Below are 24188 nucleotides of genomic sequence, written 5' to 3'. Positions count from 1 at the left end.
AAATACTTTAGAAGTCCGCTCCCCCGGCTGCACAGCGCGCGCCGGTATCGGCCACCCGGTCTCCGGAGGGCCTGCGAGCGACCGCTATCCGGTCAGCTGAGGCGGGTTCGCACGATGAACTCGTGCAGCGCGGCGTCGGCCGTTGGCCGGTCGGCCAGCTTCGAGTCGGTCTCAGCCTGGTCGAGCGTCGCCTGGAGAGCCGTCACATCCCGCTCGAGTTGCTCGCGAGACGGCCCAACGAGCGGCCCGTGCTCAGCCTCCGCCTTCGCGGCCATCAGCTCCCCCAAGTACGCCGGCGCCTCCGCGAGCTCGACCAGCTCGCGGAGATCCGCCTGCACGACACCTGTCCGCATCAGGTGAATCCCGGTCAGCAGCACCCGGAAGGTGTAGAGCAGCGGCTTCAGCTCGCTCTTCTTCACGAAGAAGTCCCACTGGGTGTTCGCGAACCCCCGGTAGTGATGCGCGTGCCACCGGGTCAGACAGTCCGGCGCCAGAGCGATCAACTCCTCGTGCTCCGGGGTGGTCGCCACCACGAGCGGCGACAGGAGTTGCTCGAGCACGTAGCCGTTGCGGCGGAGCATCAGCCGGACGAACTTCGTCAGATCGTGCGTCACGAGGTCGACCTCGGCCCCGTTCTGGAACCAGGTGCGGTCCAGCGTCTCGGGTCCGGTCGTCAGACCGACCACTTTCTCGACCGGCAGCAGATGGACTCCGCGCAGATCCACGTCGGAGTCACGGCTCGGGAAGCCGTAGAGATGGGCGCCGGAGACGGTGGCGAAGAGCAAGCGGTAGGGCTGGCCGGTGATGATGGCGCGGAGTTCGGGGTAGTCGAGCTGGCGCATATCACGCGTCACCGATGCTCCTCCTCCGGACCGATCTGAGCCAGGCGTCAACCTTAGCGACGTTGGGCGTCGCGGGCAGAACTGTTATTTGCAAGGCGTTCTCGAGCTCCGCATGCAGCTCGAGACGCCAGCGCTCGACCTCGTCCCAGGGGAGCTCACCGCGCTTCACTGCCAGTAGCCGCTCGCGATAGGTGCCGACGTCAACGACCAGCTTTCCCGAGGTGAGCAAGGTGCGGGCCGCCAGCAACAACCGGATCAGGTGCATCACGTGCTTCCACTTCGGCGCACCGTCGCGGCGATAGTCCGCCTCGATCTTCTTGAACTGGCTCAGCACGTAGCCCGAGTAGGTCTGGTAGGCGAGCTGCGAAAGGAACGATTCCCGCAGACCGACCAACTCCTCACCAAGTGGAGTCTGACTGACCACCAACGGCGAGTGGAGCACCTCGAGCAGGTTGGGGTTCGCCTTCAGCGCGAGCTCGCAGAAGCGCTCGACCTCCCAGGAGAACCACTCCTCGTCGGGCCCGTCGACATGCATCGGAGGCTTGCCGAGCGACCAGAAGGCCTCCGTCGGCGCGACGTACACCCCACGCGTATCCGTGTCCGAGGCATCCGTGTCCAGCCCGAACGCCCGCGATCCGACCACCGCCGCGTAGATCGTGTGCTCCCGCACCAGCCGATCGCCATCCGGCTGATCCACCGCGACCGCGTCACTCTGGTAGGCCGTCCGCAAGCTCAGCTGATCCCGTTTCGCCGTCGCCTCCCGTCCATCGACCAGCCGGACGACATACCTGCCATCAGCCGTGACCCCACTGACGCGCCCGGTCGCCCCACGCTGCGCAATACCACCGGCCGCGGCGGGCCGCTCAACCCGCAACACCACCTGAGTCCCCACCGGCAACTGCGGCCCAAAGCCAGACATGACGGCCATACTCCTGCATCCCCCGGACCGCCACCACTCATAAACCCCCGTGCGCCGCCGCATCCCCCGCTCAGCGCCGCCGCCCCGGACCCCGACCAACCGACTTTGTGAGTGGTGGCGGTCCGGGCCCGCCGTATTGACAAATGAAACTGTCAATACGACAGTAGTCGGCATGAAGCTGCTGGAGGAGCCTGAGAAAGTGCGGGCCGCGCTGTCCCCGCTGCGCCGGCAGTTGCTTGATCTGCTGCAGGAGCCTGCGTCGGGGACCCAGTTGGCCGCGACCCTGGAACTGCCGCGGCAGCGGGTGAACTACCACCTACGGGAGCTCGAGAAGGCCGGGCTGGTGGAGCTGGTCGAGGAGCGTCAGCGGCGCGGGTGCGTCGAGCGGATCCTGCGCGCGACCTCCGGCTCCTTCGTCGTCGACCCGGCCGTGATGGGTCGCGCCTTCAGCCGGCTCGGCGATCAGCACGCCGCCGAGCACCTGGTGGAAGTTGCCGCCGGCACCGTTCGCGACGTGGCCCGGATGCAGAACAAGGCCGATGCCTCGGGCAAGCGGCTGCTGACCTTCACCCTCGAGACCGAGGTTCGGTTCGCCGAGCCCGGTGACGTCCATCGCTTCACCGACGCGTTGACCGAAGCGGTCCGGCAGGTCGTCGAGGCCTTCGACGCCGAAGGTGGCCGGCCCTACCGGCTGATCGCCGGCGGCCACCCCGCGCCCCGCAGTACAGGAGGAGAGAAGTCATGAGTGAAGAGACTCCGCAGATCGTGGTGACTGTGGCCGCGCCGGTCGAGGCGGTCTGGAATGCCCTGCGGGACAAGGAGAAGATCCAGCACTGGCACGGCTGGGAGTACGAAGGGCTGGACGCCGAGATCGACCTGATCTTCTTCACCGCGTTCACCGAGGACGGCCAGACGCACACGCTGGAGATCCAGGGTGGCGACCGGTTCGTGGTCGAGCCGCATGAGGGCGGCTCGAAAATCACCCTGACCCGGGCACCACACAGCGACGATCCCGAGTGGGACGCGTACTACGACGACATCACCGAGGGCTGGATCACGTTCGTCCAGCAGCTTCGCTTCGCCATGGAGCGGCACCCGGGCGAGAGCCGGCGGACGCTTTTCTACTCGGGCGCGGGCGGTCGCAGTACGGGACCAGCTGAGCAGTTGGGGCTCGACGCTGCTGTCGGGGCGCAGTACGAGGCTGAGGTGGTTGGCGAGTCGGTCACCGGGCAGGTGTGGTTCCGGTCGGAGCATCAGGTCGGGGTGACGGTCGACCAGTGGGGCGACGGGTTGCTGGTACTCAGCCACATCGGCGCTACCGAGCAGAAGCCGAACGGCGCCGCGATGGCCGTGCTCACGTTCTACGGCGTCGACGACACCGCGCGCGAGGCGATCGACAAGCGCTGGCGGGACTGGTGGTCGCCGCGGTACCCGGGCACGGAGGAAGCAACCTGACCCGGTGGTGACAGGGCGCAAACGTGCCAGCGCTCTCGGTCTATCCGCGGACGTTACCGGAGAGTACATTCTCGCTGCACGGTGACCAACACGGGGTCCAAGGTGGTCACCGCCCTTCGGCGAGGAGGCCTTCCGGTGCTAACCCCGAACTCGGCAATTGTTGGCTGGCGTCGTTTGTCCTTGACCATCACCGCTCTCACCCTGACGGCCGGCAGCCTGGTCGTCACCGCCCCCGCAGCCCACGCAGACGGCCCCGGCTCCGGTACGCCGTACGTCGTCACCGTCGGCGACTCCTACATCTCCGGCGAAGCGGGTCGCTGGGCCGGTAGCTCCAACAACTCCGAGGCACCGGCCGACGCGCTCGGTGCCCACGCCTACCACGACAACTCCGCCGGGACCGCGGAGACGATCCCTCGCTGTCACCGCAGTAGGTCCGCCGAGGCCTACATCGGTGGCGGTGTCGGCGGCCTCAACCTGGCTTGCTCCGGTGCCCGCACCGGCACGGCCACCGGAGACGACTTCAAGCCCGGGCTCGACTTCTACGACAACGGCGCCGGCAAGCTCGGCCAGGCGAAACTCCTGCAGCAGTTCGCGGCGACCCACAACGTGAAGCAGGTGGTCGTCTCGATCGGCGGCAACGACTTCAACTTCGCGTCGATCGTGACGTCCTGCGTGACGGACTTCCTGCTCTCGCCGTCGTGGTTCCCGGACTACTGCAAGGACGACGCGTCGGTGGTCGCGAACTTCACCTCCGCCAACGTCACCGCAGTACGGGCTCGCATCGCGACGTCGTTCCAGAACGTCCGGACCGCGATGCGCAACGCCGGGTACGGCGACAACGCGTGGACGCTGCTCGTGCAGACCTACCCGTCACCCATCCCGGCCGGCAGCGGATTCCGGTATGGGCAAACCGGCTACACCCGGCAAAGCGTCGGCGGCTGCGGCTTCTGGAACGCCGACGCCGACTGGGCCAACTCGACAGCCCTCGCCACCATCAACAACACCGTCCGCGCGGCGATCGGCCAATCCGGCTTGACGAACACGCGCGTCCTGGAACTCCAGTCCACCTTCAACGGCCGCCGCCTCTGCGAGAAGACCGTCGGCCTGTACGAGGAGGTCGGCCTGTCCTCCTGGACCCAAGCCACCGCCGTCGACAAGACCGAATGGATCAACCAGATCCGCACCGTCACCACCGTCGGCTCGAACTACTTCATCCAGGAATCCATCCACCCCAACTACTGGGGCCAACTCGCCCTCCGCTCCTGCGTCCGCCAGACCTACACCCTCAACCGAGGCGGCACCTGCACCATCACCGGCACAGGCCTACTCAACGGCGAACCGCGTATGAGTTTGAACTGACCCCACGCCCGCTCAGCCAGCTCCCACCCACCCAACACGCGGGCTCCTCCGTCGTGGTGGAGCGCCCCGACCGTGGTACCCGCGACCTTGAGCACCGCGCAGGCGGATGACCGGCGTTCAGGCGGCTGGCCGGTGCTCAAGGTGCTGGGCCGGATGGGCAGGGACGCGACCTTGAGCACCGGGCAGGCGGATGACCGGCGCTCAGGCGACTGGCCGGTGCCCAAAGTGGTGACTTCAGGTCCTCGGCAACCTGGGAGGTGCCGAGGCCCCGGCAACTGGTGGATTGCCGGGGCCTCTGCGCCGTCCTCAGCTCAGGTTGAGGGCGGTGTCGTCGACGACGAAGGAGGTTTGTAGGGAGCTGTCTTCGGTGCCGGTGAAGGTGATGGTGGAGGTTGTGCCGGCCAGGGCCGAGACGTTGAAGGTTCGTAGCTGGTAGCCGGTTGCCTTGTTGAGGTTCGAGTACGTCGCCAGGGTGGTCGCGCCGGCCTTGACGGTCAGCTTGTCGTACTGGATCGACGTGGTGGTCTCGGACGTGTCGATGTGCAACCAGAACGACAGGGTCGCGGTGCACCCCGCCGGGATGGTGACCGACTGGCTCAGGGTGTCGGTGTGGGTTGATCCGTAGCCGTCGAGCCAGGCCTTCCAGGTGCCGCTGTGGGTGGCCTGTCCTGATTGGTTGGTGACTACTCCTGCTGTCGCCGACCACGGCGCCGGAGTACCGGTTTCGAAGCCCGGGTTACCTAGTAGTTGCCCGGAGCAACCTCCGCCGCCACCGGTGATGGTGAAGGTGAAGGAGGTGTTGCCCGACCCGCCGGCACTCGCTGTCGCCGTCGCCGTGACGTTGTAGGTGCCCGCGGCAGTCGGAGTACCGGAGATCGTGCCGGTGGACGAGCCGATCGTGATGCCGGCCGGCAATCCGCTGGCCGACCAGGTGTACGGCGCGGTGCCGCCCGTCGCCGACAACGTGAACGCGGCGATCGCAGTACCGACGGTCCCGGTCTTGTTGCCCGGGTTGCCGACTGTGACGCCACCACCAGTGGTGCAAGTCGGATCAGCCGTCTGCGCCGGAACGCTGACCGCGTCCCACGCCGCCTTGACGGTGTTGAACTCGGTGCAGCTGCCCGGGAACAGGTTCTTGGCCGCGGTCAGCGTCCAGGTGCGGTACTTCAGGTACGAGCTGGTGCTCGTCTTCATCAGCATCGCGTTGTACATGATCCGCATCGTCTTCTGGATTCCGATGCCGGTCACCGTCGAGCTGTTGCAGGTCGGGCTCGCGGGCGAACCGTTGCTGCCCTGGGACAGCAGGTAGAACCAGTGGTTACCGGGTCCGGCCGCCGTGTGCACGCCCATGCCGGGGATCGCGCTCGAGTAGCAGTTCGGGTCGCCGAGCTCTGAGGGGTTGTACATGTTCCGGATCGGCCCCTGGCCGACCAGGTTGACCTCTTCGCCGATCAGGAAGTCCGGCGGGTCGTACGCCGCCGCCTGGTTGCTGTAGTACTCCACGGCCGTGCCGAACGTGTCGGCGACGAACTCCTGCGTACCAGCCTTGGAGATCCCACCCGGGGTGTGGTCGTCGATGCCGTGCCCCATCTCGTGCGCCACCACGTCGATCGAACTGATCCACTGGCCGGCCGTGTTCTTGCCGATCTGCACCTGGGTGCCGTCGTAGTACGCGTTCTGGTCGTTCAGGCCGACGCGGATCGGCCAGGCACCGCCGTTGCCGTCCATGCCGTTGCGACCCAGCCACTCGGTCAGCATCTTCTTCTGGCTCTGCGCCGCGAAGAGCGCGTCGACGCAGCCGGTCTCCCTGCTGGTCCCGTTGCCGTTGCCCCAGTTGTCGTCCGGGCCGGTGAACGTGGTGTTGTTCGCCGAGTCCTGACAGGCCAGGTTGGTGGTGACGGGGTCCTTCATCGAGAAGGTGCTGCCGGACTGGGTGGTGGCCAGCGTCAGCGGGCTCGGCCCGCTGTAGAAGGCCGTACCGTTGCCGGCCAGCACGTGCTCCTGAGTACCGAGCACCTTGCCGGTGGCCGCATCGACGTACACGGACAGGCTTGAAGGCTGCCGGCCGTTGCTGCCGCTGACGCGGGACTGCCAGGCCAGTCGCGGGGTGCTGCCGAGGGCGTACACGGCCAGCGTCGGCTGGGTGCTCGAGGTGACGCGCTTGAGTTGTTTGGTCGCGGTCGCCTTGGCGGTCGCGGCGCTGACACCGGCCTTCGTCGCAAGGTCCGGGATCGCGCTGGTCTGCGCGACCGAGGTTGCCTTGACGGCACCGGTGGCATCGGTGACGACGACGAAGTCACCGCCGACGACCGGGAGTCCCTTGAACGTCCGCTCGTACGGCACGTACTGCAGGCCGGACGGCTCGGAGATCACGGGTTTGGCGATGAAGCCGTCGCTCTTGCCGGCTTGCAGTCCGGCCGGCCGGTTCGCCACCAGGGTCGAAGCAGCTTGGGCTGCGAAGACCTTCGACTGGGCCGGTGACGGCCTTGGTGGTGCCGCACTCGGCGCGGCGCTGGATGCCGAGGTGCCGAATCCGGCGACGGAGGCCAGGGTGAGGCCGGCGATCGCCAGAACGGTGGCGGGTTTGCGGGAACGCTGAAACAAGACCATCTGAGTGGTCCCTTCGCGACATGGTGCTGGGCGGGTTGCGCCACGCCGGGCTGGCAGGCGGCCGCACCACTTCCGCCTGGAACGCTCCGGCTCCCCACCGATCGTTCAGTCAACCCCCTCCGCTAGTCCACCGCCGGTGGAGCGCGCGGACGGACACTATGCCCGCGAAAATTCCCCGGCAAGGCGCGGATATGCCGTTGGCACCAACACGCCAAGTGACTGCGTTGTCACTGTCGAGATACCGTTCTCCAAGGCACCAGGACATGACAAAGCCCCGCCATTTCGGCGGGGCTTTGTCCGACCTTCAGGCGTCGGCGGGCCAATGGCGGCTCAGCACTGTGCGGCTTCGCGCTGCCAGGTGAAGTCGAAGAAGTCCGTCAGAGCCTCGTAGTGCACCTGTTGAGGAACCTGGACCATGAGTTCGTCGGAGTTGATCGAGGAGTCGGCCATGTTGTCCGACCCGACCCAGCTGCGGTAGGTCCGCGTCCCGGCCGACAGGTAGCTCACCAGTAACATCTTCGAGTGGTTGAAGCTGACGTCGTTCGCCGGCGCGCCGCCGCAGGTCTGCGTGTCCAGCCGGGTGACCCCACCTTCGTCGAGGATGCTCCGCACCACCGGTCCCGCTCCGGCGGTATGCATGACCTTCACCCAGGCGCCGGCCTTCCGCAACCGCACCAGTTCCTCCGCGATCCGCCGGGCCCGCTCGTTGGTCAAGCCCGAGGTCGCCACCCGGATCACCGCATGGTCAGGGTTAGGGATCGTTCGCAGCCGGGTGATCAGAGGGTCCTCGGCGATGCAGTCCAGCGGGTAGGCCATCACGCCGTAGCCGTTGAAGAAGTGCTGGAAGAGCCTGCCGTCATTGGCCGCGGCAGTCTGGCACTGGGCCGGCCGCGGCTGATCGGCAGTCTGCTGGACGAACAGCGCTTTCAGGTCATCGTGCATGGTCTGGTTGTTCACGAACTGAAGAGCGACGTTGTACTGGTTCTCGTTCGCGTGGTCCGTCGGGTTGTACGACGTCACCAGCGAAACGTGGCTCGCGGTACCAGTCCGGGAGAACGTGAACGACTTCTGATGCAGCTGGCCCTTGCCTTCCGGCCCGCGGGCGGAGTTCTGGATGCACTTGAAGAAGCTCGCGTCGCCGGAAACGCCCAGGACAGCCCGCAGATGGACCGTCCCGCTGCCGCAGTTTTGGTCCCACACCAGAACCTGCACGTGAACCCCGCGCCGGTGCGCGTTGATCAGCGCGGTGGTGATCCCCTGGTCGTCAAAGTTCCAGGCCACCACCCGGATCGTCTGCTGCTGCGGGGTGTGCGCGATGTTGTCGAGGATGGCGCGGCGGATCGGGCTCGACTGCGCCCCGGTGGCCGTGGGGTGCTGGCCGATCGGACCGGACTGCGGCGCATAGGTCACCGCAGTAGCCACGTCCGCGGCCGGCTGGCTCGCCACTGCAGACGTTCCGGCAGCCGGCGCAGCTGCAGATATGACGACCAGTGGCATCGTCAGGGCTGCGATCGCCGCGACTCCGATCGTCGCCCGTTTCCTCGGAATATTCATCGCCGTTCCCCCGTCTGGGTGCTCCATCTTCGGATGAGTCGGCAACTACACAACCGTCTGGCCGGTGCGGACACCAGGCAGGAGGACCGGCAACTTGACCGGAAAGTCCGCTTACGCTGGGCCGGTGACCGATCCCGACCCCCAGCCCGCGCCGGGAGTGGACGCGTTCCTGCGGGCCGCTCGACAGGCGGCCGGTCTGAGCCAGGAAGAACTCGCGGAACGTTCGGGGATGAGCGTGCGCAATATCCGCAACATCGAGCGGGGCCACATCGCCCGGCCCCGGCGCAGCTCGCTGGAAGCGCTGGCCGATGCGCTCGAACTCGCCCCGGAGCAACGGAACACGCTGATCGAGCAGCGCCGCGGCGGCCGGGCGGCCGACCAGAGCTCACTTCTGCCCGGTCGGAACTTTCTGCCGCGCCGGGTGCCTGGTTTCACCGGCCGCGGCGCTGAGCTCGACCGACTAGGCCGGCTGATCGAGAGCGAGCCGGGTGGTCTGGTCTGCAGCGTGGACGGAATGGCAGGTGTCGGCAAGACCGCCTTGGTCGTACAGGCTGCCCATGCCCTCGCGCCGAGATTTCCGGACGGACTCCTTTACCTCGACCTGCACGGCTACACTCCCGGCGAACGGCCGCTGGGACCCCAGGCCGCATTGGCTGTGCTGCTGCGACAGGTCGGGGTGCCGGGCGAACGAACACCACAGGAGGTGTCGGACCGCGCGGCGCTATGGCGCCGGGAGATGGCCGGGCTGCAGGCCGTGGTCGTCTTGGACAACGCGGCAACTGAGGAGCAGGTCGCACCGTTGCTGACCGACTCAGCCGGATGCGTGACGCTGGTGACCAGCAGGCGGCGACTGATCGGCCTCGACGGGGCGGTGCCGATCTCACTCGGCACACTGCCTGGTGACCATGCCCGAGAACTCTTCACCGTGGTTGCCGGTTCGGATCCGGCAGATGCCGCGATTGAGCAGATTGTGGTGCGATGCGCCCAGCTGCCCCTGGCGATCAGGATCGCGGCCGCACGGCTTCGGCACCGGCCGTCGTGGACGCCGGCCGATCTGCTCCGCCGGCTGAGCGACCGGAACCCGCTGTCGGAGCTGGACGCCGGAGACCAGAGCGTGGCCTCCGCGTTCGGAATGTCCTATCAGCAGCTTTCACCCACGTTGCGGCGAGCGTTCCGGTTGCTCGGCGTGCAGCCGATGACCACCTTCGACAGCTACGCCACCGCCGCGGTACTGAGCGTTACGCTCGAGTCCGCTGACCGGATCCTGGAAGAACTCGTCGATGTCCACCTGGTGGAGCAGTCCGGCCCCGACCGGTACCAGTTCCACGACCTGCTGAGGATCCACGCCCGGGGCGCCGCGGAGGCCGAGGAGGCTACGGATGAGCGACGCGAATCCACCAGGCGACTGCTGGACTATTTCCTGCATGTCGCCATGGAGGCCGGCCGCCCGCTCGATCCTTACCGCAGGGAGTACGAGTTGGCGATCACGAGAATTCCAGCAGCCGTCCCGCAGGTCGCCGAGAGCGACCATGCGGCGTTGGCCTGGCTCGAGATCGAACGCACCAACCTGCTCGCCGTGATTGAGTACGCTGCTGCCGAGGGATGGGACACGTACGTCTGGCAGCTGGCTTGGGCCTTGCGCCCCTTCTATGACCTGCGTGGGTATCAGGAAGACTGGATCACCAGCCACGAGCTCGCGGCGGTCTCGGCTCGGCGCAGCGCGGACCCGCTGGGCGAGGGCATTACGCTCAGCAACCTCAGTCAGGTTCTCCGGCGGGTCGGCAGACATGCGGAAGGACACGAGCGCGCGCTGCGCAGTCTGGAACTCGCTGTCGAGTCCGGCGACCTCTTCGGTCAGGCCGTGGCGCGGAGCGAACTAGGGCAGGTCCATCGACTGGCCGGCGAATACGAAGTGGCTGCGCGTTATTCGATGGACGCCCTGACACCAATTCTCGACGAGCCGTCGGACGTTAGGCGTCACGCCAAGGCGATCTACCTGTCCAATCTGGCGGTGGTGTACGAGCGACTCGGCCGGTATCAGGACGGCCTGCGCCTCTTCTTGTCAGCCATGAGTTTGTTCGGCGCACTCAACGATCGGGACAACCAAGGGCTTGCGTTGCGCTACCTCGGAATCATTCACACCCGGCTTGGTGATCACCGCTCCGCCATGGCCTGCTTCACCAAGTCGCTGGGCATTGCCCGAGACCTTGGGGACAGATTGACTGAGGGCCGGGCTCTGGGCGGATTGGGAGGCGTGTACCTCCGGCTCGATCGACCGATTGACGCCGTTAGCTGCCTGCAGGAGTCCCTTGCGGTACTACGTGCCATCAACGCGCGACCCGATCAGGTCACCACGTTGGCGACCCTCGGGTCGGCCCATGGTCGTCTGGCCCGGTACGAGGAGTCGTTCCGCCAGTATCGATTGGCTCTCCAGCTCGCCGGCGAACTCGATGCCGTCGACCTCCGGGTGGAGATTCTCAACACCATGGGCGCGACGCATCTTGCCGGCGCAAACGTCGAGGACAGCCGTCGCTGTCATGAGGAGGCACTCCAGCTTGCGGTGGGAATCGGGCTCCGGTTCGAGCAGGCCAAGGCCCATCGCGGCCTCGGCCGGTGCGCCACCCACCAGGACGACAGCGCGGCGGCAGCACGGCACCTGCAGCAGGAGTCGATCATCTGGCAGGACCTAGGCGTGCCTGCAGGATCCACCGACTAACGGTGGATCAACGACAAAGTGCCTGGCCAGAAACGCTCTGACCAGGCACTTCAACAGGGGTGGAGGTGGCGGGAATCGAACCCGCGTCCTTCAGTGCCGACTCGAGACTTCTCCGGGCGCAGTCTGTTAGTCGCTTTTCTCAGCTCCAGCACTCCCACAGACAGGGTTGCTGACGAGCTCAGTCGCTGTAAATGTCCCGCGTTAACCCCGCGACCGGGTTAACGAAGCAAGCTCCCTAGCTGAGGCCAGGAACCGGGTCGGAAGCAACCCCGGGCTGACCGCTTCTTTTAGCTCAGGCCGTCAGGCGGCGAGAGAGAAGCTACTGCGCACGTTAGTGTTGGCAGTTATTGTTTTCCAGAGATCGTTTACGAGATAACCCTGGATCCTCGGCCCGCTTCTCTCGAAACGTACAGCCAAAGTCGAAACCGTTCACCCCCTGTTGAGTTGTCAAACCCCATGGCCCGAAAGCATCCTGACTGGCCGTGGAACCTCCACACTATCAAGTCCAGCAAGCCTGCCGCACCTCAGATTCCCGTCACTTGATCATGCGCAGGGTGAACGGGTAGCGGAAGTCCGAGCCGAGCAGGGCGGCGATGCCGCCGATGCCGGTGAGGACCATCCAGGCGAGGCCGACCAGTGGGAACAGGAAGCCGGTGAACCCCTCCGTCACCGCCGTCACGATGCCCAGTAACGCGAAGATCCCGAAGGCACTCAACTGGAAGTTCAGCGCCTCCACGGCGTGCTTGCGGACCGCCGGGTTCTGCCTGCCCGCGCTCGCCGCGACCAGCGCCGGGCCGACGAAGAACGTCGGGAACCCGAGCCAGTGCGAGACCAGCCCGAGCCCACGGCCGTCGGACTGCCGGACCGCGACCGGGCGGGTGAAGGCGGCCGGCGCGAACGTCGGGACCGGGCGCGCGACCAGGCCGTCGAACGTGCCGTTGAGCTCGGCCCGGGTACGGGCCTTCAGCGCCAACTCCAGCCGGGAGTCGAACTCAAGACGCTCCAGGCGGCCGTCGGCGTACATCTCTTGCAGGATCTCGACTGCGCGGTCCCGTTGGGCCGGCGTCACCAGCAGGTCTGAAGTGGACATGCCTTCAGCGTGCCCCGCCGCAGCCCTCCACCCCATAGGGTGACGCCCGGACCCACCCCTGGGCAGACCCTTATTACCCCTTGCGGCGGTCGCTCAGCGCCCGCTGCGCCTCGCGGTTCGCCTGCCGCTCGGCCAGCGAGTGCCGCTTGTCGTAATCCTTCTTGCCGCGGCCGGTGGCCAGCTCCACCTTCGCGTACCCGTCCTTGAAGTACAGCGACAGCGGGATCAGCGAGACGCCCTGCTGCTCGACCGCCTTGATCAGCTTCTGCATCTCGTCCTTGTGCAGCAGCAGCTTGCGGGTCCGCCGGGGCTCGTGGTTGGTCCAGGTGCCGTGCGTGTACTCCGGGATGTGCAGGTTCTGCAGCCACAGCTCGTTGCCCCGCACGGACGCGAAGGCGTCGACGAGGGAGGCCCGACCCAGCCGCAGGGACTTCACCTCGGTCCCGGTCAGCACAAGTCCGGCCTCCACCACGTCGTCGATGTGGTAGTCGTGTCGCGCCTTACGATTCTGCGCGATCGGTTTGTGGCCGGTCTGTTTCACCATCCGGCCAGTATCCCAGATGACTCACAGCCACTTCATCGGATTAACCACGGTGCCGTCCTGGTAGACCATGAAGTGCAGGTGGCAGCCGGTCGAGTAGCCGGTCGTCCCGACGTACCCGATGATCTGGCCCTTCGCGACCCGCTGGCCGACGCGTGCCTTGTACTTCGACAAGTGGTTGTAGACCGTCGTGATGGACGACCCGTCGATCACGCCGTGTGATACGAACAGCCGGTTGCCGTAACCACCGTTGTAGTACTTGTCCGTGACGACGCCACTCGCGGCGGCGCGGATCGGCGTACCGCAGCCGCCACCGAAGTCGGTGCCGTCGTGCAGTTTCCAGTAGTGCAGGACCGGGTGGAAGCGCATCCCGAACGGCGAGGTGATGTAGGTGTTGAGCGGGTAGCTCAGCCCCGACGACTCATCCGGCGGATCCGGTACTTGGCGCGGCGGCCGCTTCTCCTTGCGCGCCTTCTCGCGCTCGGCCGCCTCCCGGGCCGCCTTGCGCTTGGCGGCGGCGATCTTCTCGGCCTTCGCCCGCGCGATCAGGATCAGCTGCACCCGGTTCCGCTCCGCGACCAGCGCGTTGTACTGCGCCAGCTCGGAGTTCTTGTCCCGCTCAGCTGCCTTGTACGTCGTCAGCTTGGCCTGGGCCAGCTTGGCGGCCTCAGCCTTCTCGGCAGCGACCTGCTGCGTCAGCGCGGTGACCTCTTTGACCGTCCGCGCGGCCTCGGCGCGCTGGGCGGAGACGATCTTCTCGGCCTCGGCGACCTTGACCCGCTGGTTCGCGAGCTGCGCCTGGGAGTTGTTCAGCCTGGTGATCGTGTTGCCCTGGATGCCGAACACGTTCCGCTGCACCTGGATGCCGTTGGCAACGTCGGCCGGCGAGGCGCCGTTCAGCAGGATGGACAACCCGACCAGGCTGTTCTGCTGCTGGTACGCCGACTGCGCGGCGCGGCCGGCCACCTGCTTCTGCCGGATGAGCACCTGCTCCCCCGCGTCCACAGCGGCGATCGCCGCCCGCAAAGCCCGCTCGGCCCGGCGGAGCTTGCCCGCGGCAACCGCGTCGGCCGCCTTCGCCGCAGCAAGCTTGCCCTGCGCAACGGCGTACCGGGTCTGCACGACCTTGTACTGCGCTTCCGCCTGGGTGTACGCGGCAACGGATTTGGCGACCTGGTCGTAGGACTGCTTCAGGTCGGCCCGGGACTCGGTGATCTGCGAGTCGAGCTGTTTCTTCTTCTTCGCTGGATCCGGTGGGTCCGCCTGGGCAGACGGGACCACCGCCAGGGCTCCGGCGGACAGGGACAGGACAACGCAGCAAGCGGCGATGACCGTCTGCCGCTGCGGCGACCCGAGCAGGCGCTGCCTGAGGGATCGTGCATGCGGCAAGGCGGTGGCGCCGATGCTGTCGTCTCGCTTGATGCTCCCCCGCTTGCGCGGGTTCGCACCGGGGAAGTGCGGGACCACAGTCGACCCCTTGCTATGGGTGAAGGTGACGTGCTACTGCACGATAAGTCACCCAGGTCAGACTTTGAGGTATTTCCGCGTTGTCAGGAATGTCGGGATGATCGCCAGCACCAGACCGACCACGACCATGATGAGCGTGGCGCGGAAGGTTTCGGACGCGCCGACCCACTGCCAGACCCGGAACGTCTCCTCGGCCTGCTTCTTGACCAGGAAGTAGACCCCGAGCCACAAGGTGCCGCAGGCAAGGACCGCGCCGATCAGGGCCGCCAGGATCGCCTCCAGCAAGAACGGCAGCTGGATGTAGAAGTTCGAGGCGCCCACCAGGCGCATGATCCCGATCTCCCTTCTCCGGGCGTAGGCCGCCAGCCGGATCGTGTTGGAGATCTGCATCAGCGCCGCGACCAGCAGCAGACCGGCGGCCAGTAACGCGCCCCATCTGAGCTTGTTCAGCGCGTTGAAGAGTGGATCCAGATACTGTCTGAGGTCCTGCACGGTGTCGACGCCCGGCAGACCCGACACGGCACTGACCAGGTTCTGGTAGCGCTGTGGATCCTTCAGCTTGACCCGGAAGGACTCCTGCATCTGGTCCTCGGTCACCGTGCTGACGATCGGTGAGTCCTTGTAGAGCTTCTTGAACTGCTCGAACGCTTCCTTCTTGGTCTCGCCGAACACCCCTTCCGGCGCGGTGTCCGGGTTCGACTCGATCACCTGCTTGATCCGGTTCTTCTGCTCCGTGGTCACCTCGGTGCCGGTACAGCCGCGGCCGCCGGAGTCCTTGGTGCAGAGGAAGATCGAGATCTGGATCTTGTCGTACCAGTTCCCCTTCATCAGGTCGACCTGCTCGCGGGCGAGCAGCGCGCTACCGAACAGCGACAGCGAGACCCAGATGGTGACGACGACGGCGATCGTCATCGAGAGGTTCCGGCGCAGGCCGATGCCCAGGTCGGAGAGGATGTAGTTCAAGCGCATCAGTCAGTCAGTCCCTGTAGTCAGTGCTGGTAGCCGTAGACGCCACGCGACTCGTCGCGGACGACATGACCGTTCTCCAGCTCGATCACGCGCTTGCGCATCTGGTCGACGATCGAGACGTCGTGGGTGGCCATCACCACGGTCGTCCCGGTCCGGTTGATCCGGTCCAGCAGCTTCATGATGCCGACCGACGTCCCGGGGTCGAGGTTTCCGGTCGGCTCGTCGGCGATCAGGATCATCGGCCGGTTGACGAACGCCCGGGCGATCGCGACGCGCTGCTGCTCACCGCCGGACAGCTCGTCGGGCAGCCGGTCCTCTTTGCCGTCCAGGCCGACCAGCTCCAGCACCTCGGGCACCGTCTTGCGGATGTGCGAGCGCGGCTTGCCGATCACCTGCAGCGCGAACGCCACGTTCTCCGAGACGGTCTTGTTCGGCAGCAGCCGGAAGTCCTGGAAGACCGTGCCGATCTGCCGGCGCATCTGCGGGATCCGCCAGCTGGCCAGCCGGTTCAGGTCCTTGCCGGCCACCATGACGTGACCCTTGGTGGTCCGGTGCTCGCGCAGGACGAGGCGCAGGAACGTCGACTTGCCGGACCCGGAGGTGCCGACCAGGAAGACGAACTCGCCTTTTTCGATCTCGACGTCGACGTTCAGCAGGGCAGCCTTGGACTGACCCTCGTACGTCTTGGAAACATTCTCGAAGCGGATCACGTGAGCTTCCGGCCGTGGTCGGGAACAGGGAGTGGCGGTCAGGTCACCACGAGGGCACCGTACGCCACCGGAGCGGCCGTCGATCAGTGTAGGTGCTTCAACTCGCCGCTCCGACTAGGCATGCCGCCACGTCCGATACCCGGCGTACGCAGTACCGGCTAGGCGGGTGCGGGGGCTCCGGGACCGTGCTCGGGGCGAGCAGTCGCGATCCGGGCCAGGCCGGGCTCGGGTTTGCGGCCGGCCTTGCGGGCGGCTTCTACGTGCAGGCGGGCCAACTCCACTGCCTGGCGGGAGACCCTGACGGTCTTCTTCTCACTCATCGGCACTGTCTCCCTCAACCACGTCGGCGCCTTCTTCCGCGATATCAGCGTACGCGGCCGAACCGACCCGGTCGATGGCCACGGCGGCGGTCAGCGCGGCGACCAGGTCGTAGTCCTCGGGCTGTAACAGTTCCGACCGCATCAGTGAGCGCAGCGTCACCACTCCGGCGTCCGTCCCCGCCTCGTCGCCGTCCAGGATCTGCTCGACCGCCCAGCGGACCATCCGCATCGTCTCCTCGCGGTGCCGCCAGGTGTCCAGTTCACGATCGGACTTGCGGGTCAGGTAGGCACCCAGCGCGACTCCGCCGAGCGCCACGAACGGGCTCAGCGCGGTGACGGCGACACCGATCACCGCGATCCAGGTCGGGATCACGAACACACCCCAGAACTCATCGTGTTCCTCCCAAATCAATGGTGGTGGCCGGTTGATGATGCTACGAAGAGAGCAGACCACCGAGCACCGACAATTCAGTCAGCGCCAAGAATTCACCGACGAAGGAGCAGTGTCACCGAGATGGACGAGCCGGACATCTACGACGTGTTCGTGCAGGGGACCGTGTTCCTCGACATCGTGCTGACCGGCCTGGAGTCCGCCCCGACCACCGGTACCGAGATCTTCGCCGAGGGCATGGGTTCCTGCCCCGGCGGCGTCGCCAACTTCGCCATCGCCGCCAGCCGGCTCGGCCTGCGCAGCGGGCTGGCCGCCGTCTTCGGCGACGACGTGTACGCCGACTTCTGCTGGCGCACGCTGGCCGACCAGGAGGGCGTCGACCTGTCGCACTCGCGCCGGATCGGGCACTGGCACTCGCCCGTCACGGTGTCGATGTCGATCGACCGGGACCGCGCGATGGTCACCCACGCGCACGAGGCGCCGGGCGACCCGAGCAAGCTGGTCGGTACCGGCCTGCGGACCCGGACCGCGATCGTGCCTGTTGCCGAGGAGCTGCCGAGCTGGACCGCCGAGGCCCGCGAGTCCGGCGCGCTGCTGTTCGGGGATGTCGGCTGGGACCCGACCGATACCTGGTCCCCCGCGGTCCTCGACGTGCTGGAGGGGTTCCACGCCTTCACGCCGAATGCGAGCGAGGCGATGGCCTACACCCGCACCGACAACCCCAAGGCCGCGCTGCACAAACTCGCCGAGCGAGTCCCCCTCGCTGTCGTGACCAACGGGTCGGACGGCGTACTGGCGATCGACTCGGAGACGGGCGAGGAGGAGCACATCCCGGCGCTGCCGGTCCGCTCCTACGACCCGACCGGCGCAGGCGACGTCTTCCTCGCCTCACTGGTACTCGGCACCCTGCGCGGCTGGCCCCTCGCCCACCGGCTGGCCTTCGGCAATCTGTGCGCCGGCCTCTCCGTCCAGCACTTCGGCGGCTCGCTGGCAGCCCCGGGCTGGGGCGACATCATCGACTGGGTCCGCGACCACAGCCGCCACCGCCCCGGCAACGTCGACCCCGAGATCCTCCGCCACTACACCTTCATCGGCGACATCCTCCCCGAAGGCCCGGTCCCGATAGTCCGCCGAGCCGGCGCCACCATCGCCCGCCTCTCGGACGCCTGAGGGCACAGGCGAGTTAGTCGAGTGACCCGCGAGGTGCGACCCAGAGATGCGGCTGACCGGTGGTCGCCGCGATGTGCTCGAAGTCCGTGTCGTAGTGCAGGATCACCGCATCATGCTGCTCCGCGACGGCTGCGGTGAGTAGGTCCACCACCCCCGCGGCGCGATGGTGACCGCGCGCCGCCATCCGAACCTGCACCTCGCGGGCTCGTTCCGCGATGGCCTCGGTGACAGGCAGGACCGTGTACAGAGACTTCCGGCGTGCGGCGATGTTCTGAACATCCTCCAGACTTCGCCCCGAGTAGCCGGCCTCGAGATCGACCGTCACACAGGTCGCGGCCGCACGGTCGACGATCAGACCGGCGATCACGGTCCGCACGGCGGGATGGCCGGAGCGGGCTTGCGCCGACGTGTCGACCAGGTAGAGCTTGCCGACGGCGGTCACCGTGCTCAACGATCGGCCTCTCGCATGATGTCGGGGTCGGCGATGTCCGGCCCGACACCCAACGCGTACGGGTCGTCGAGCAGCGCCTCGATGCGTTCACGCCGCCGGGCGACGAACTGCAGCGCAGCATTCACTGTGTCCTTCTTCGTCACGGTCCCCAACTCCTTCGCCGCGAGCGCGAGCGCCTCGTCATCCAGGTCGATCATCGTCTTCATGTAGACAACGATATGCGCCTGTATATATACCCGGATATACTCCGTAACCAAATCGGCACCTCCGGCCATCCCTGCCCACCCGCGCGCTTGACAATCTGCCTGGGTCGGCTATATTCAACTCATCGGTTTAGAACTAAGTAGTTGAATAGGAGTCAGGAGATGTCGACCGACCAGCTCAGTCGCACGTTTGCGGCTCTTGCGGATCCGACTCGGCGGGCGATGCTCGCTCGGTTGTCGGAGGGTGAGGCGACGGTCGGGCAGCTCGCGGAGCCGTTCGCGATGAGTTTCGCGGCGGTGTCGAAACACCTGCGGGTGCTCGAGGCCGCCGGGCTCGTCAGCCGGGGGCGCGACGCGCAGTACCGGCCGGCCCGGCTGGATGCGCGACCGCTGGCCGCGGCGTCCGACTGGATCGGCGACTACGCCAAGTTCTGGGCCGACAGCTTCGAATCGCTCGGCAGCTATCTTGACCGGCTGCAACAGACCAACCCCAAGAGCAACCCCGCCAAGGAGAACGACGATGTCTGACGTAGTTGTCACCCGCACCTTCAACGCACCCCGCGAGCTCGTCTTCGAGGCGTGGACCAAGCCGGAGCACTTCTCCGTCTGGTTCGGTACCGACGCGGTCGACGTACCGCTGGACACGCTGGCCCTGGACGTCCGCGTCGGCGGCGCCTGGAAGGCCATCATGCAACTGCCCGACGGCCACCAGATCAACTGGGTCGGTGAGTACACCGAGGTCGCCCCGCCCGAGCGGTTGGCCTTCACGATGACCGACGACCCCGCGAACCCCTCCGACGTCCCGATCGTCGTGGTGTTCGAAGAGGTCGCCGGTGGCACCGAGATGACGCTGACTCAGCTCGCCGGCGACTTCACCCAGGAGCAGATCGACGCCACGATCATGGGCTACAACGGCTTCTTCGACTCGATGGAGAAGGTGCTCGCAGCGCAGAACTGACCAGCGCCAGTACTGCGAGGAGAACCCCCGCGGCGAGGAAGCCGTGGGAGGGCGTGGTGCGGTCGATCGCCAGGCCGGCCAACGACGAGCCGGCCGAGCTGCCGAGGTTGTTGGCGGTGTTGATCCAGGTACTGGCTTCGGTGCGCTGGTGTGGTGGGGTCAGGTCGTCGGCGGCCAGGTAGGAAACGACGAAGAGCGGAGCTACCGCCAGTCCACCGACGGCCATCACCACGCCGAGCACGATCAGGTTCGTGGCCAGCGACGCGGCCAGCAGACCGACTGCCAGCAGCGCGATCAGGCCGGCCAGGTGATGCCAATGGGAGCGAGTGTGTGTACGGCGGTCCCACGTGAGCCCGCCGATCACACTGCCCAGGCCAATGCCCGCTTCCACGAAGCCGGCCGCGCCTGCAAGGCCCTGATCCTGCGCGACGCCTGCCACACAGACATAGGCGACGCTGATGCCTCCGGCCACGAAGAGGATGACCAGCAGGATCCGCCGCAGACCCGCGACGCGCAGCGGGCCGGGATCCAGGAAGCGGCCGCCGGCCTTTTGCTCAGCGACCTGCCGCGCCAACGGCGTCGCGACCATTCCGAGGGTGCCGCCGACCATGAGTACAGCGGCGCAACTCAACGCGACCGGCGCGGACCAGAAGCTGATCAGGAGTCCCGCGATGAGTGGTCCAGCCAGATACAGCGACTCCTCGCAGATCGAGTCGAGGGCATAGGCGCGCTGCTTGAGGTCGGAGTTGTCGGTGATGAGCCGCCAGGTGGCGCGCATCGACGGGCCGAGCGGTGGCGCGAAGAGGCCGGCGACGCCGACGAGGATCACCAGCGCCACGGCGTTCGCAGTACCGGCTGAGGCGACAACGGCGAGACCTGATGCGCAGAGCACGGCCAGGGGCGGGAGGACTCGGCGCTGACTGAAGCGATCGACCAGGCGCGCCTTGAGTGGCATGGAGAGGGAGGCCAAGCCGAAGGCGGCGACGGCCAGGCCGGCAGTCGCGAACGAGTCGGTGGCTTGGTGGACGGTGAAGAGGGCAGACAGCGGGAGCAGGCCGTACGCCAAGCGGCCGAACAGCGCTGGCACGAAGGTGCGCAGCGCGTTCGGCAGCAGCAGGACGTCACGGTAGCTCCCGGCACGCGTTGTGCCAGGCATGTGAAGACGCTCCTAGAGAGCCCCGGCTCCGTCAGTGGAGCGGGGTGCGATGAACGGGCTCGGTGGCGAGCGCTCTCTAGGCACGGGGATCGAACATGGCGCGCAGCCTACCCGAGGAAGTCGAGTCGAGCAGGTGATTATTCACGGCGCGGAATGGCACGACGTCAGCCCTCGACGGTCGTAGGGTCGGAGGATCGGTGCGCGGCTGTGGGACCGCGCCGAAAACCTGCGGAGGTACGTCGAGATGTCGGGTGCTCGTGGCAACGGATTCAACCGGCGACAGTTCCTGATCGGAGCCGGCGGGATGGCCGCGATGGCAGTGGCGGGCTGTGGATCCAACACAGGCCGGTCGCCGGACAGCGGCTCCTCGGGCAGCAAGCCGGCGTTGTCGCAGTGGTACCACCAGTACGGCGAAGCCGGCACCCAGCAGGCCGTCGAGCGGTACGCCAAGGAGTACGCCGACGCCACCGTGACCGTGCAGTGGTCGCCGGGCGACTATGACAAGAAGGCCGCTTCGGCGCTGCTGACCGATGGTGGGCCGGACGTCTTCGAGTACGGCAACGGCCCCAGCATCGACATGGTCAAAGGCGGTCAGGTGGTCGACCTGACCGACCTGCTCGGCGACGCCAAGTCCGACTTCACGCCGTCGCTGATCGCGCGGATGACGTACCAGGGCAAGCTGTACGCGATTCCGCAGGTGACGGACATGCAGCTGCTCGTCTACCGCAAGAGCCTGCTCTCGGCCGCGGGCATCCAGCCGCCGACGACGGTCGACGAGTTGCTCGCCGCGGCCAAGAAGCTGACCACCGACAAGGTCAAGGGCCTGTTCGTCGGCAACGACGGCGGCGTCGGCATCCTCGGTGGTCCTGCGCTCTGGTCGGCCGGGCTCGACTACCTCAAGGAAGACAACACCTTCGGCTTCGACGACCCGGCCGCGGTCGAATCGCTGCGCAAGCTGCGGGAGCTGTTCACCTCGAAGGCCTTGTTGCTCGGGGCACCGACCGACTGGTCTGACCCGTCGGCCTTCACTCAGGGGCTGACGGCGATGCAGTTCACCGGGCTGTGGACTCTCCCGCAGATCCAGAAGGCGTTCCCGGACGACTTCGGCGTACTGCCCTGGCCGAAGCTGAACAGCTCGACGGGCGCGCCGAGCGTGCCGGTCGGCGCCTACGGCTCCGCGGTCAACGCCAAGTCGAAGAATGTCGATGCCGCCAAGAAGTTCATCAAGTGGCTGTGGGTGGACCAGGCCGACAAGCAGCTCGACTGGGCCCAGTCGTTCGGCTTCCACATCCCGGCCCGCAAGAGCCTGGCCGAGAAGGCGGAGAAGCTGAAGTCCGGTCCGGCCGCCGACGCGGTCAAGTTCGTCAACGAGAACGGGCACGCCCAGACGCCGTTGCTCTGGACACCGAAATCCGGTACTGCGTACTCCGACGCGCTCAACCGGATCATCAAGAACGGCACCGATCCGGCAGGAGAGATCAAGGCGGTCAAGGCGATCGTGGAAGCGGAACTGCAGCGCGTCGCCGGCTGATGTCAACCGTCACCACCAGACTGCGCGGAAGGCACGACCGCAATCTCTGGTTCCTGATCTTCGTCGGCCCGTTCGTGCTCGGCCTGGTGGTGTTCGTCTACATCCCCATCCTGTGGTCGATCTGGCTGAGCTTCTTCGACGCGCACAACACGGTCACGCCGGCCAATTTCGTTGGCCTGGGCAACTATGTGGACATGCTGGCGGACTCGGCGTTCCGGTCCAGCCTGATCACCTTCGTGGTGTTCGCGCTGTTCATCGTGCCGACCACGTTCGTCGCGTCGCTCGGCCTGGCGCTGCTGGTGAACCGGGCCCGGTTCGCCAAGACCTTCTTCCGCTCGGTCTTCTTCCTGCCGACCGCCTGCTCGTACGTCGTGGCGTCGCTGATCTGGAAGTTGTCGATCTTCTCCGGCGTCCGGTTCGGCCTGATGAACACGGTGCTCGGCTGGTTCGGGATCGAGCCGATCGCCTGGCTCTCGGTGACGCAGCCGCCGTGGTACTGGCTGGTGATCGTGACCGCCCGGATGTGGTTGCAGGCCGGCTTTTACATGATCCTGTTCCTCGCCGGGCTGCAGCGGATCGCGCCGTCGCTCTACGAGGCCGCCGCGATCGACGGCGCGACCGGGTGGAAGGTGCTGCGCTTCCTCACCCTGCCGCAGTTGCGCGCCACGTCGACCGCAGTACTGCTGCTGCTTCTGATCAACGCGTTCCAGGCCTTCGACGAGTTCTACAACCTGCTGTCCAGCTCCGGGCAGTACCCGCCGTACGCGCGACCGCCCCTGGTCTACCTGTACTACGCGGCGCTGGGTCAAGGGCAGGACTTCGGCCATGGCAGCGCGGGAGCCGTCATCCTCACGCTGCTGATCGCCTTGGTCGCCCTTGGGCAGGGACGTTTTCTCGGCCTCGGCCGGAGGGAGGACTGAGATGGCGGTGATCCAGCGATCCCGCGCCGACAAGACCGGCATTGTGATCCGGTACGTCGTCCTGGCGGTCGGCGCGCTGCTGTTCCTGCTGCCGTTCTATCTCCTAGTGCGCAACGGGTTGGCGACCGAACAGGACATCACGTCACCGTCGTGGAAATTGTTCCCGTCGTCGCTGCAGTGGAGCAACATCGCTGAACTGTTCAACAATCCGGCCGTCCCGATGCTCAGATCGTTGATCAATTCACTGGTGATCGCGGTGGTGCAGACAGTCGGCGTCCTGGTGATCTCCGGCCTGGCCGGCTACGGCCTGGCCCGGATCCCGTTCAGATACGCGAACGCGGTCTTCTACTTCATCGTCGCGACGCTGCTCATCCCGGCGGCCGTGACGTTCGTCCCGAGCTTCGTGCTGGTGTCGTCGCTCGGCTGGGTGAGCACGTTGCGCGGACTGATCATCCCCGGGTTGTTCCAGGCCTTCGCGACCTTCCTGTTCCGGCAGTACTTCCTCAACTTCCCCCGGGAGCTGGAAGAAGCCGCGGCGCTGGACGGTACGGCGTACTGGGGCACCTTCTGGCGGATCGTGGTCCCGAACTCGAAGGGGTTCATCGCCGCCATCGCCACGATCACCTTCATCGGATCGTGGAACGCGTTCCTCTGGCCGCTGGTGATCGCACCGGACCAGTCCGCCTGGACGGTCCAGATCGCCCTGTCCACCTTCCTCACCGCCCAGACCATCGACCTCCCCCAACTGTTCATCGCCGCCACCATCGCGATCCTGCCGCTGGTGGTGATGTTCGTCTTCCTCCAGCGCTGGATCGTGGCAGGCGTCGAGCGCTCGGGAATCAGCGAATGACCCCAG

At 66.6% G+C, this 24188-nt stretch carries 24 protein-coding genes and 1 other RNA gene; 10 read left to right on the top strand and 15 right to left on the bottom strand.

Annotation, left to right across the window (positions count from 1 at the left end; all coding sequences use genetic code 11):
• Positions 1–92 precede the first annotated feature (92 nt).
• Both A3ES_RS0112005 and A3ES_RS0112000 read right to left on the bottom strand, forming a co-directional pair.
• Positions 93–854 (bottom strand): nucleotidyltransferase domain-containing protein, encoded by a 762-nt coding sequence (locus tag A3ES_RS0112005; protein ID WP_157630471.1) that lies wholly within the window; start codon positions 852–854, stop codon positions 93–95.
• The gene (locus A3ES_RS0112000; protein WP_020387057.1) at positions 844–1761 is read right to left on the bottom strand and encodes a nucleotidyltransferase domain-containing protein; all 918 of its coding nucleotides are present in this window, start codon (positions 1759–1761) and stop codon (positions 844–846) included. The genes A3ES_RS0112005 and A3ES_RS0112000 overlap by 11 nt, the downstream gene beginning before the upstream one ends.
• Before the next feature lie 172 nt (positions 1762–1933).
• Here A3ES_RS0112000 and A3ES_RS0111995 point away from each other — a divergent pair, with 172 nt between their 5' ends.
• The 3 genes from A3ES_RS0111995 (at position 1934) to A3ES_RS0111985 (ending at position 4575) form a co-directional block, all read left to right on the top strand.
• Positions 1934–2506, top strand: coding sequence for a winged helix-turn-helix domain-containing protein (locus tag A3ES_RS0111995; RefSeq protein ID WP_020387056.1), 573 nt, complete (start codon positions 1934–1936; stop codon positions 2504–2506).
• Positions 2503–3216 (top strand): SRPBCC family protein, encoded by a 714-nt coding sequence (locus tag A3ES_RS0111990; protein ID WP_020387055.1) that lies wholly within the window; start codon positions 2503–2505, stop codon positions 3214–3216. The genes A3ES_RS0111995 and A3ES_RS0111990 overlap by 4 nt, the downstream gene beginning before the upstream one ends.
• 180 nt (positions 3217–3396) lie before the next feature.
• Complete coding sequence (locus tag A3ES_RS0111985) at positions 3397–4575, top strand: SGNH/GDSL hydrolase family protein (protein ID WP_020387054.1); 1179 nt, start codon at positions 3397–3399, stop codon at positions 4573–4575.
• 306 nt (positions 4576–4881) lie between these two features.
• Here A3ES_RS0111985 and A3ES_RS0111980 read toward each other — a convergent pair whose 3' ends face one another.
• Entirely contained in the window at positions 4882–7185 is a 2304-nt protein-coding gene (locus A3ES_RS0111980) for a M4 family metallopeptidase (RefSeq protein WP_020387053.1), read from the bottom strand.
• Between the two features lie 330 nt (positions 7186–7515).
• Positions 7516–8739: a phospholipase D-like domain-containing protein gene (locus A3ES_RS0111975; protein WP_157630470.1), complete on the bottom strand. Its 1224-nt coding sequence runs from the start codon at positions 8737–8739 to the stop codon at positions 7516–7518.
• Between the two features lie 124 nt (positions 8740–8863).
• Between A3ES_RS0111975 and A3ES_RS51205 the strand changes: the two genes are divergently transcribed.
• Positions 8864–11455, top strand: coding sequence for an ATP-binding protein (locus A3ES_RS51205; protein ID WP_169501769.1), 2592 nt, complete (start codon positions 8864–8866; stop codon positions 11453–11455).
• Positions 11456–11512: 57 nt separating this feature from the next.
• Here the strand turns inward: A3ES_RS51205 and ssrA are convergent.
• The 8 genes from ssrA to A3ES_RS0111940 form a co-directional block, all read right to left on the bottom strand.
• Positions 11513–11892: a transfer-messenger RNA gene (ssrA, locus tag A3ES_RS52130) on the bottom strand.
• Between the two features lie 98 nt (positions 11893–11990).
• Complete coding sequence (locus A3ES_RS0111965) at positions 11991–12545, bottom strand: DUF1707 and DUF4870 domain-containing protein (RefSeq protein WP_020387051.1); 555 nt, start codon at positions 12543–12545, stop codon at positions 11991–11993.
• Between the two features lie 73 nt (positions 12546–12618).
• Positions 12619–13089: an SsrA-binding protein SmpB gene (gene smpB / locus A3ES_RS0111960; RefSeq protein ID WP_020387050.1), complete on the bottom strand. Its 471-nt coding sequence runs from the start codon at positions 13087–13089 to the stop codon at positions 12619–12621.
• Between the two features lie 21 nt (positions 13090–13110).
• Positions 13111–14553: a M23 family metallopeptidase gene (locus tag A3ES_RS0111955; RefSeq protein ID WP_020387049.1), complete on the bottom strand. Its 1443-nt coding sequence runs from the start codon at positions 14551–14553 to the stop codon at positions 13111–13113.
• 57 nt (positions 14554–14610) lie between these two features.
• The gene (gene ftsX, locus A3ES_RS0111950; RefSeq protein ID WP_020387048.1) at positions 14611–15522 is read right to left on the bottom strand and encodes a permease-like cell division protein FtsX; all 912 of its coding nucleotides are present in this window, start codon (positions 15520–15522) and stop codon (positions 14611–14613) included.
• A 20-nt stretch (positions 15523–15542) separates the two neighbouring features.
• Positions 15543–16232 (bottom strand): cell division ATP-binding protein FtsE, encoded by a 690-nt coding sequence (gene ftsE / locus A3ES_RS0111945; RefSeq protein ID WP_020387047.1) that lies wholly within the window; start codon positions 16230–16232, stop codon positions 15543–15545.
• Positions 16233–16390: 158 nt separating this feature from the next.
• Complete coding sequence (locus A3ES_RS53965) at positions 16391–16552, bottom strand: hypothetical protein (RefSeq protein ID WP_157630469.1); 162 nt, start codon at positions 16550–16552, stop codon at positions 16391–16393.
• Positions 16545–16925, bottom strand: coding sequence for a hypothetical protein (locus tag A3ES_RS0111940; protein WP_157630468.1), 381 nt, complete (start codon positions 16923–16925; stop codon positions 16545–16547). Before A3ES_RS0111940 ends, A3ES_RS53965 begins: the two co-directional genes overlap by 8 nt.
• A 141-nt stretch (positions 16926–17066) precedes the next feature.
• Here A3ES_RS0111940 and A3ES_RS0111935 point away from each other — a divergent pair, with 141 nt between their 5' ends.
• Positions 17067–18113: a carbohydrate kinase family protein gene (locus A3ES_RS0111935; protein WP_020387045.1), complete on the top strand. Its 1047-nt coding sequence runs from the start codon at positions 17067–17069 to the stop codon at positions 18111–18113.
• Between the two features lie 13 nt (positions 18114–18126).
• Here A3ES_RS0111935 and A3ES_RS0111930 read toward each other — a convergent pair whose 3' ends face one another.
• Positions 18127–18555 (bottom strand): PIN domain-containing protein, encoded by a 429-nt coding sequence (locus A3ES_RS0111930; RefSeq protein ID WP_020387044.1) that lies wholly within the window; start codon positions 18553–18555, stop codon positions 18127–18129.
• Positions 18556–18560: 5 nt separating this feature from the next.
• On the bottom strand, positions 18561–18770 hold the full coding sequence (locus A3ES_RS0111925; RefSeq protein ID WP_020387043.1) for a type II toxin-antitoxin system VapB family antitoxin: 210 nt from the start codon (positions 18768–18770) through the stop codon (positions 18561–18563).
• Between the two features lie 159 nt (positions 18771–18929).
• Here A3ES_RS0111925 and A3ES_RS0111920 point away from each other — a divergent pair, with 159 nt between their 5' ends.
• The gene (locus A3ES_RS0111920; RefSeq protein ID WP_020387042.1) at positions 18930–19295 is read left to right on the top strand and encodes an ArsR/SmtB family transcription factor; all 366 of its coding nucleotides are present in this window, start codon (positions 18930–18932) and stop codon (positions 19293–19295) included.
• Positions 19288–19725, top strand: coding sequence for an SRPBCC family protein (locus tag A3ES_RS0111915; protein WP_020387041.1), 438 nt, complete (start codon positions 19288–19290; stop codon positions 19723–19725). Before A3ES_RS0111920 ends, A3ES_RS0111915 begins: the two co-directional genes overlap by 8 nt.
• Here the strand turns inward: A3ES_RS0111915 and A3ES_RS0111910 are convergent.
• Positions 19667–20881, bottom strand: a complete 1215-nt coding sequence (locus A3ES_RS0111910) for an MFS transporter (RefSeq protein WP_020387040.1) — start codon at positions 20879–20881, stop codon at positions 19667–19669. The two genes, A3ES_RS0111915 and A3ES_RS0111910, sit on opposite strands and share 59 nt — an antisense overlap.
• 244 nt (positions 20882–21125) lie before the next feature.
• Here A3ES_RS0111910 and A3ES_RS0111905 point away from each other — a divergent pair, with 244 nt between their 5' ends.
• Genes A3ES_RS0111905 through A3ES_RS0111895 form a run of 3 tightly spaced genes read left to right on the top strand, consistent with a single transcriptional unit; the run spans position 21126 to position 24182 of the window.
• Positions 21126–22412 (top strand): ABC transporter substrate-binding protein, encoded by a 1287-nt coding sequence (locus tag A3ES_RS0111905; RefSeq protein WP_020387039.1) that lies wholly within the window; start codon positions 21126–21128, stop codon positions 22410–22412.
• Positions 22412–23332, top strand: coding sequence for a carbohydrate ABC transporter permease (locus A3ES_RS0111900; protein WP_020387038.1), 921 nt, complete (start codon positions 22412–22414; stop codon positions 23330–23332). The genes A3ES_RS0111905 and A3ES_RS0111900 overlap by 1 nt, the downstream gene beginning before the upstream one ends.
• Before the next feature lies 1 nt (position 23333).
• On the top strand, positions 23334–24182 hold the full coding sequence (locus A3ES_RS0111895) for a carbohydrate ABC transporter permease (protein WP_020387037.1): 849 nt from the start codon (positions 23334–23336) through the stop codon (positions 24180–24182).
• Positions 24183–24188 lie beyond the last annotated feature (6 nt).

This window comes from Kribbella catacumbae DSM 19601, assembly GCF_000372465.1.
In the GTDB taxonomy this organism is placed as follows: domain Bacteria; phylum Actinomycetota; class Actinomycetes; order Propionibacteriales; family Kribbellaceae; genus Kribbella; species Kribbella catacumbae.
This window is presented reverse-complemented; position numbering and strand designations above follow the sequence as displayed.

Coding starts and splice junctions, on each gene's coding strand:
- A3ES_RS0111905 (WP_020387039.1), top strand. CDS start 21,126: ATGTCGGGTGCTCGTGGCAACGGATTCAACCGGCGACAGTTCCTGATC.
- A3ES_RS0111995 (WP_020387056.1), top strand. CDS start 1,934: ATGAAGCTGCTGGAGGAGCCTGAGAAAGTGCGGGCCGCGCTGTCCCCG.
- A3ES_RS0111910 (WP_020387040.1), bottom strand. CDS start 20,881: ATGCCTGGCACAACGCGTGCCGGGAGCTACCGTGACGTCCTGCTGCTG.
- A3ES_RS0111965 (WP_020387051.1), bottom strand. CDS start 12,545: ATGTCCACTTCAGACCTGCTGGTGACGCCGGCCCAACGGGACCGCGCA.
- A3ES_RS0111925 (WP_020387043.1), bottom strand. CDS start 18,770: ATGAAGACGATGATCGACCTGGATGACGAGGCGCTCGCGCTCGCGGCG.
- A3ES_RS0111900 (WP_020387038.1), top strand. CDS start 22,412: ATGTCAACCGTCACCACCAGACTGCGCGGAAGGCACGACCGCAATCTC.
- smpB (WP_020387050.1), bottom strand. CDS start 13,089: ATGGTGAAACAGACCGGCCACAAACCGATCGCGCAGAATCGTAAGGCG.
- A3ES_RS0111895 (WP_020387037.1), top strand. CDS start 23,334: ATGGCGGTGATCCAGCGATCCCGCGCCGACAAGACCGGCATTGTGATC.
- A3ES_RS0111915 (WP_020387041.1), top strand. CDS start 19,288: ATGTCTGACGTAGTTGTCACCCGCACCTTCAACGCACCCCGCGAGCTC.
- A3ES_RS0111975 (WP_157630470.1), bottom strand. CDS start 8,739: ATGAATATTCCGAGGAAACGGGCGACGATCGGAGTCGCGGCGATCGCA.
- ftsX (WP_020387048.1), bottom strand. CDS start 15,522: ATGCGCTTGAACTACATCCTCTCCGACCTGGGCATCGGCCTGCGCCGG.
- A3ES_RS0111935 (WP_020387045.1), top strand. CDS start 17,067: ATGGACGAGCCGGACATCTACGACGTGTTCGTGCAGGGGACCGTGTTC.
- A3ES_RS0111980 (WP_020387053.1), bottom strand. CDS start 7,185: ATGGTCTTGTTTCAGCGTTCCCGCAAACCCGCCACCGTTCTGGCGATC.
- A3ES_RS0112000 (WP_020387057.1), bottom strand. CDS start 1,761: ATGTCTGGCTTTGGGCCGCAGTTGCCGGTGGGGACTCAGGTGGTGTTG.
- A3ES_RS0111990 (WP_020387055.1), top strand. CDS start 2,503: ATGAGTGAAGAGACTCCGCAGATCGTGGTGACTGTGGCCGCGCCGGTC.
- A3ES_RS53965 (WP_157630469.1), bottom strand. CDS start 16,552: ATGAGTGAGAAGAAGACCGTCAGGGTCTCCCGCCAGGCAGTGGAGTTG.
- A3ES_RS0111920 (WP_020387042.1), top strand. CDS start 18,930: ATGTCGACCGACCAGCTCAGTCGCACGTTTGCGGCTCTTGCGGATCCG.